Source organism: Bradyrhizobium sp. JYMT SZCCT0428, from assembly GCF_018131075.1.
Lineage (GTDB): Bacteria > Pseudomonadota > Alphaproteobacteria > Rhizobiales > Xanthobacteraceae > Bradyrhizobium.
In genome coordinates this window covers 66680-72986 of record NZ_JAFCLS010000046.1, presented here as the reverse complement: position 1 = coordinate 72986, position 6307 = coordinate 66680, and the positions used below count along the sequence as shown (strand labels likewise).

Sequence of the window (6307 nt, the reverse complement as noted above, 5' to 3'; positions counted from 1 at the left end):
GAAAGGCAGCTTGCGCTCATCCAGACATTCGCCGATCAAGCCGTGATCGCTATCCAGAATGCGCGGCTGTTCAACGAAACGCAGCAAGCTCTGGAACGGCAGACGGCCACCGCCGACATCCTGAGGGTCATCTCCTCCTCGCCATCAGAATTGCAACCGGTGTTCGATGCGATCGCAAGCAGCGCCAACCGGCTGCTCGGGGGGTTCTCCACCGCCGTGTTCCGCTTTGTCGATGGCACCGCTCACCTCGCAGCATTCACGCCAACCAATCCAGCCGCTGACGATGTGCTCAAAGCATCGTTTCCCCGCCCGGTGGCCGATTTCGAGGCATTCCGATTGGCCCAGCATGGCAGGCCAATTCCGATCACAGACACTGAAGACATCTCGCATGCGCAGATCAGGGAGATCGCGAGGCTGCGAGGTTTCCGCAGCATGCTGTTGGTGCCCCTGATCAACGACGGTGTCCCGATTGGGATCATCAGCGTCACGCGGCTCAAGACCGGATCGTTTGTGCCCCACCACGTCGAACTGCTGCAGACCTTCGCGGACCAGGCGGTGATTGCAATCGAGAACGTTCGCCTGTTCGACGAGGTGCAGGCACGGACGCGCGACCTTACGGAATCGCTGCAGCAGCAAACCGCAACCGCAGACGTGCTCAAGGTGATCAGCGCGTCTCCTGGCGAACTGGAACCGGTGTTCCAGACCATGCTGGAGAACGCCGGGCGCCTCTGTGAAGCGAAGTTTGCCATGCTGTTCTTATACGAAGACAATCAGTTTCGCGCCGTCGGCAAGTGGAACATACCGCCCGCCTATGGTGAGTTTCTGAAGAAAAACACAATTCGTGCCGACCCGAAGGTCCCCCTCGGTCGTGTTGCGATGACGAAACAACCGGTGCAGGTCGAGGACCTGTCCTGTTGGACCAGTCGTACATTGACGGCTTCCCGGGGATGGTCGGCGTCGCGGAAGGCGGGGGCGCCCGGACGCTCTTGCAGGTGCCCATGCTCAAGGAGAACGAACTGGTTGGGACCATCGGCATTTACCGGCAGGAAGTCCGGCCGTTCACAGACAAGCAGATTGCGCTAGTGCGGAATTTCGGTGCCCAGGCCGTGATCGCTATTGAGAATGCGCGCCTTCTCAATGAGCTGCGCCAACGCACCGATGACCTGAGTGAATCGCTGCAACAGCAGACCGCAACCGCTGACGTACTCAAGGTGATCAGCCGCTCCGCGTTCGACCTGCAAACGGTGCTCGACACGTTGGTCGAGTCGGCAGGCAAACTATGTAACGCGACCATGACCAATATCTGGCTTCGGGATGGTGACGTTCTGCGAGCGCAGGCTCATATCGGGATGTCAGAAAGGTTTAGCGAGTTCTTGCGGACTCATCCGATTGGACCAGATAGAGGAAGTTTCGTAGGGCGGGCGTTCCTCACCGGCGAACTTGTTCACTTGCCGGACGTGCTGGCCGATCCCGAGTACACATTCGTCGAGGCTCCCAAGATCGGACAGTTTCGGTCAGGGCTCGGTGTGCCACTGGTTAGGCAAGGCCGGGTCGAGGGTGTATTTGCGCTTGTGAGACCGGAGCCCGGCGCTTTCACGGAGCGCGAGATCGAACTTGTCCGGACGTTTGCGGACCAAGCTCTGATCGCCATCGACAATGCCCGCCTGTTCGAAGAGGTGCAGGCTCGCACGCGCGAACTCGCGGAGTCGCTTCAGCAGCAGACGGCGATCAGTGACATCCTGCGCGTGATTTCGAGTTCACCCGACGATGTCCAGCCCGTGTTCGATACGGTCGCCGAGCGCGCCGCCCGCATCTGCGAAGCTCAGTTCGTGAGTATTATTGTCGTCCACGAAGACGCGATGCGCGAGGCGGCTAGTTTCGGCAACCTGATCGGCCTAGGTGCCGCTGAGAGGGTACCACTCGACCGGACCACCATCATGGGTCGTTCTATCTGCGACGGAAAACCAATTCATATCGCTGATGCGTTGGCCGTGGGAGATGATTTCCCCGGTGGGAGGCAGCTCGCCATCAGATTTGGCCATCGAACCGTCCTTGCCGTTCCGCTACTCCGCGAGGGTCGCGCGCTCGGCACGATCCTAGTCCGCAGAACAGAGGTGAGCCCGTTCGACGACAGGCACATCGATCTGCTGAAGACTTTCGCGGATCAGGCTGCGATAGCAATCGAGAATACACGGCTGCTCAACGAACTGCGCCAGCGTACCCACGACCTTGGTGAATCGCTACAACAGCAGACCGCAACCGCCGATGTGCTTAAAGTCATCAGCCGCTCGACCTTTGATTTGCAGACGGTGCTGCAAACATTGGTGGAGTCTGCGGCCAAACTTTGTGATGCCGAGAAGGCTACTATTACACGGCAAAAGGATGGAGTTCTGTTTCGGGGTGAATTTTACGGGTTTTCTGACGAGTTCATGGATTACGTTAGAAACGTTCCGGTTATACCGGATCGCGGCTCGGCGACGGCGCGCGCGCTGCTGGAGGGGGCTGTCGTTCACATCCCTGACGTCCAGGCCGATCCCGATTACACTTTCAACGAAGCGCAAAAACTGGGGGATTTCCGTACCATCATCGGCGTGCCAATGCTGCGTGAGGGCAAGGCCATTGGTGTCATCATTATGACGCGCTCCGAGGTGCGGCCGTTTACCGAAAAGCAGATCGATTTAGCTACTACTTTTGCCGACCAGGCTGCCATCGCGATAGAAAACGTTCGCTTGTTCGAAAGTGTCGAAGCCCGCACTCGTGAGTTGGCTGCTTCGCTCCATGACCTCCGCGCCGCGCAGGATCGTCTAGTGCAAACCGAGAAGCTGGCTTCGCTCGGTCAGCTCACTGCTGGTATCGCGCACGAGATCAAGAATCCGCTTAATTTTGTCAATAACTTCTCGGCACTTTCGGCGGAGCTGACCGTCGAATTGAAAGACCTGCTGAAGTCTGCCGCAATTGGTGAAAAGATGCGCGAAGAAGTCGATGAATTGACCGGCTTGCTGAAGGACAACCTTGAAAAGGTCGTGACGCACGGCAAGCGTGCCGACTCCATTGTCAAGAACATGCTGCTGCACTCGCGCGAAGGTTCCGGCGAACGGCGGCCTGCGGACATCAATGCTCTGCTAGATGAGAGCCTCAACCTCGCCTATCACGGGGCGCGCGCTGAAAAACCGCAGTTCAACGTCACGCTGCAACGGGACTCGACGAGTCGGTCGGTTTGATCGAGCTGTTTCCGCAGGAGATCACTCGCGCGTTCCTCAATCTGATCTCAAACGGGTTCTACTCCGTGACCAAACGCAAGACCGAGAACGGCGAAGCTGGTTTCGCGCCTGCCGTCACTGCGGCCACCCGAAACCTCGGGGATACCGTCGAAATTCGCATTCGCGACAATGGAACCGGCATCCCGGTCGAAGTGCAAGAAAAGATGTTCAATCCGTTCTTCACGACCAAACCAGCCGGTGAAGGAACCGGCCTTGGTCTCTCGATGACGCACGACATCATCGTGAAGCAACACGGCGGCAGAATTGACGTCGCGACCGAGCCTGGGCAGTTCACAGAGTTCATCATCGTCCTGCCAAGAAAGAGCAATGTTTCTGGCAGGGATCGCGGTGAGGCGTGAGCATTTTGGTTCTTGTGGTCGACGACGAGCCCGACGTCGAGGCGTTGTTCCGCCAGCAATTCCGACGCGATCTGAGGGCGCAACGTTTCGTCATGGACTTCGCCGTTTCGGCGGCGGATGCTCTGGCGCGGATTGCAGGCTCAATCGAGCAGACCCTGGTATTGATTCTTTCGGACATCAATATGCCCGGCATGACCGGACTTGAAATGCTACCAAAAGTCAGAGAGATGCGACCCGACGTCCCCATCATCATGATCACTGCCTATGGCGATCCCGAGACCAGACGGAAGGCGATGGAAGGCGGCGCGACCGGTTTGCTGACCAAGCCCATCGATTTCAACTTGCTACGAGCGGAAATCGATATGCGCCTCGGTCAAGCTCAGTGATTAGCTAACTCTCGTCGCCACCTCGGCGATGTCGTCTATTGGTACCTTTCAAATATGGCGTGATGTCCGGGTGGAGTCCGCTTTCCGTGTAAAGCGGAAGTCGGACTTCCGCAATTCTCCGAGTAGATCGGAAGTTGGCGTAGTCGGCCAAACCGACGCGAATGACCCAAATCTGACATACCGCGTGGGTTACGGGAACCCCAGTGACGAGGATCAGTCCGCCTGCAAACCGGCATCCTTGATTGGGCGTTCCCAGCGTGCGATCTCCTCAACCACATATTTGGCGAGGTATTCCGGCCCGCGCCGCTGGGGTGCAACGCCGACCACGCCGATGTCGTTAAATCGTGCCCTGATCGCTGGCGTATCCATTGCCGCACTGGTTGCCTCGTTGAGCTTGACCACAATGTCCTTCGGCGCGCCCTTTGGCAGGAAGAAAGCAGTCCAAGTCACGACATCGTAGTCATCGATACCCTGCTCCTGCGCCGTCGCAAGCTCGGGCATCAGCGGCGTGCGCTCGCGTGACAACAGCGCGAGGGGCTTCGATTGCTTCGCGGCCACACGAAGCACAGAACTACCCATGTTGCCGCACATGTAATCGATCCGGCCGCCGATCAGGTCGTTGGCGACAGGGCCGCCACCCCGATAAGGAACGTGAGTTACCTCGACGCCGATCCTCGCGTTGAGCAGCGCGCAAGCAAGATGCGTGGTCGATCCGACGCCTGCCGAGCCGTACTGCATCTTCGTGCCGTTCTGTTTAAGCAGTGCGATAAACTCTGTGAGGTTGTTTGCAGGCAGGTCCTTGCGGCCTTCAAGTACCATCGGCTGGTCAGAAAAGAGAGTGACGGGGGTAAAGTCACTCACCGCATCATAGCGGTGTTTCCGATATATCGATTGGTTATAGGCGTGGGTGCCAACGGTCCCGAGCAGTACTGTATAGCCGTCCGGCTTGGCATGGATCACGCGTTGGACGCCGATGATGCCCCCTGCGCCAGTCACGTTCTCCACGACTACCGATTGGCCGAGTAGTTCGCCCATCCGCGCCCCGATGATACGGGCGATGGTATCGAATACGCCACCGGCCGCGTAGGGTACCACCATGGTGATGGAGCGCGCAGGATAGGACTGCGCCTCCGCCGCGACCGAACAGACTGCCGCACCGGCAGCCACCAGCAACACAAGACACTGCCGCATGGTGCATCCCTTCCCGTCTTGGAAAGCTCCGCCGAGGGGTAGAATAGCCTATTTTCCACCGCCCGGCACGCCCGGCACGGGCGTTCAACCGGGAGGTCGACCCCCAACTCCGGACGTGGCCTTACACTGCGCAAATTGACGTTTTGTGCCACGAGCCGACATTTCCGGCTGCAAGGTCCGTCGTTTGATGTGAGCTGTGGAAACGTGCGTTCCATCGTCCCATTAAAAAAAGGGTCGCTGGGAACCAATGCTATGCGTTCAAAGAACGAGCGTGGGGAGCTCGAAATGCAGATCATGAAGTACCGGCAAATAATGAGCCGGACGACCAGCGCGGAGTTTGTAAGACAAGCCGAAGAGAAAATCCTGGAGCCGGAACGCAAGCTCCGCGAGGTCAACGAGTAGGTAAACGGGCGAAACAAATAAACAATTACTGAATTGCCCCTGTATGAACGAGCCGAACCCATTTCTTCCCTTGATCTACTCTTCGACCACCTTATTGGTGGTATCCTTCCGCTCGCGATGATGATGCTATAGGTAGCCCCAGGTTGGCCCGTTTTAGTTTGTTAGTTTGTTCTTTTAATTCCGAAGCGGACTTATATCGGAGGGTTGCCCCCTCATGCTGATTTATCAGGAGAAGATTGCGCCACCGGGGCCGTTGCCGGAGTCCACCGAGCCGACGGACGTGCTGGCCCTTAACCGCACTATCGAATCCCTAAAGCGAGAGAACGCGTGGTTGAGAGAGCAACTCGAACGCGCCTTGCGGAGTAGGTAATATGTCTTCACGTCCAGACGGGGCGAAAAGTATCCCCAGCGCTGGAGTTGGGAGATTCACCGCAAGAGCAAGCCGCTGGGGGTCAAGCTGACTAGCGATGGTTATCAATCCTAGCTAAGGCCGCCGCCTCAGTTGGTGCCTCTTTCATTTTCGATGCGCATTTCCATGTCAGCTTTGGCACCTTTGAGACATGCCCGCCTATCCTGAGAATGTCCGTTCACCTGGGGTAGACCGGAAGTCGCCGGGGTTTGGCCGAACCGAACGCGAATCACCCGGAACGGACAAGCCTGACGAAGCCGGTATTCCCAGCCATCATTGATGCAGATAAAGTGCTCAATG

The 6307-nt window shown here is 57.8% G+C and carries 2 protein-coding genes and 1 pseudogene; 2 read left to right on the top strand and 1 reads right to left on the bottom strand.

The genetic code is table 11. From position 1 onward, the window contains the following. Window positions 1-18 precede the first annotated feature (18 nt). Window positions 19-3619, top strand: a pseudogene (locus JQ575_RS46650) (GAF domain-containing protein). Then, window positions 3616-4005 carry a response regulator gene (locus JQ575_RS34310; protein ID WP_212037630.1) on the top strand — a complete coding sequence of 130 codons (390 nt, stop codon included), beginning with the start codon at window positions 3616-3618 and terminating at the stop codon, window positions 4003-4005. Before JQ575_RS46650 ends, JQ575_RS34310 begins: the two are co-directional and overlap by 4 nt. A 213-nt stretch (window positions 4006-4218) precedes the next feature. Here JQ575_RS34310 and JQ575_RS34305 read toward each other — a convergent pair whose 3' ends face one another. After that, window positions 4219-5196, bottom strand: a complete 978-nt coding sequence (locus JQ575_RS34305) for a tripartite tricarboxylate transporter substrate binding protein (RefSeq protein ID WP_212037628.1) — start codon at window positions 5194-5196, stop codon at window positions 4219-4221. Window positions 5197-6307 lie beyond the last annotated feature (1111 nt).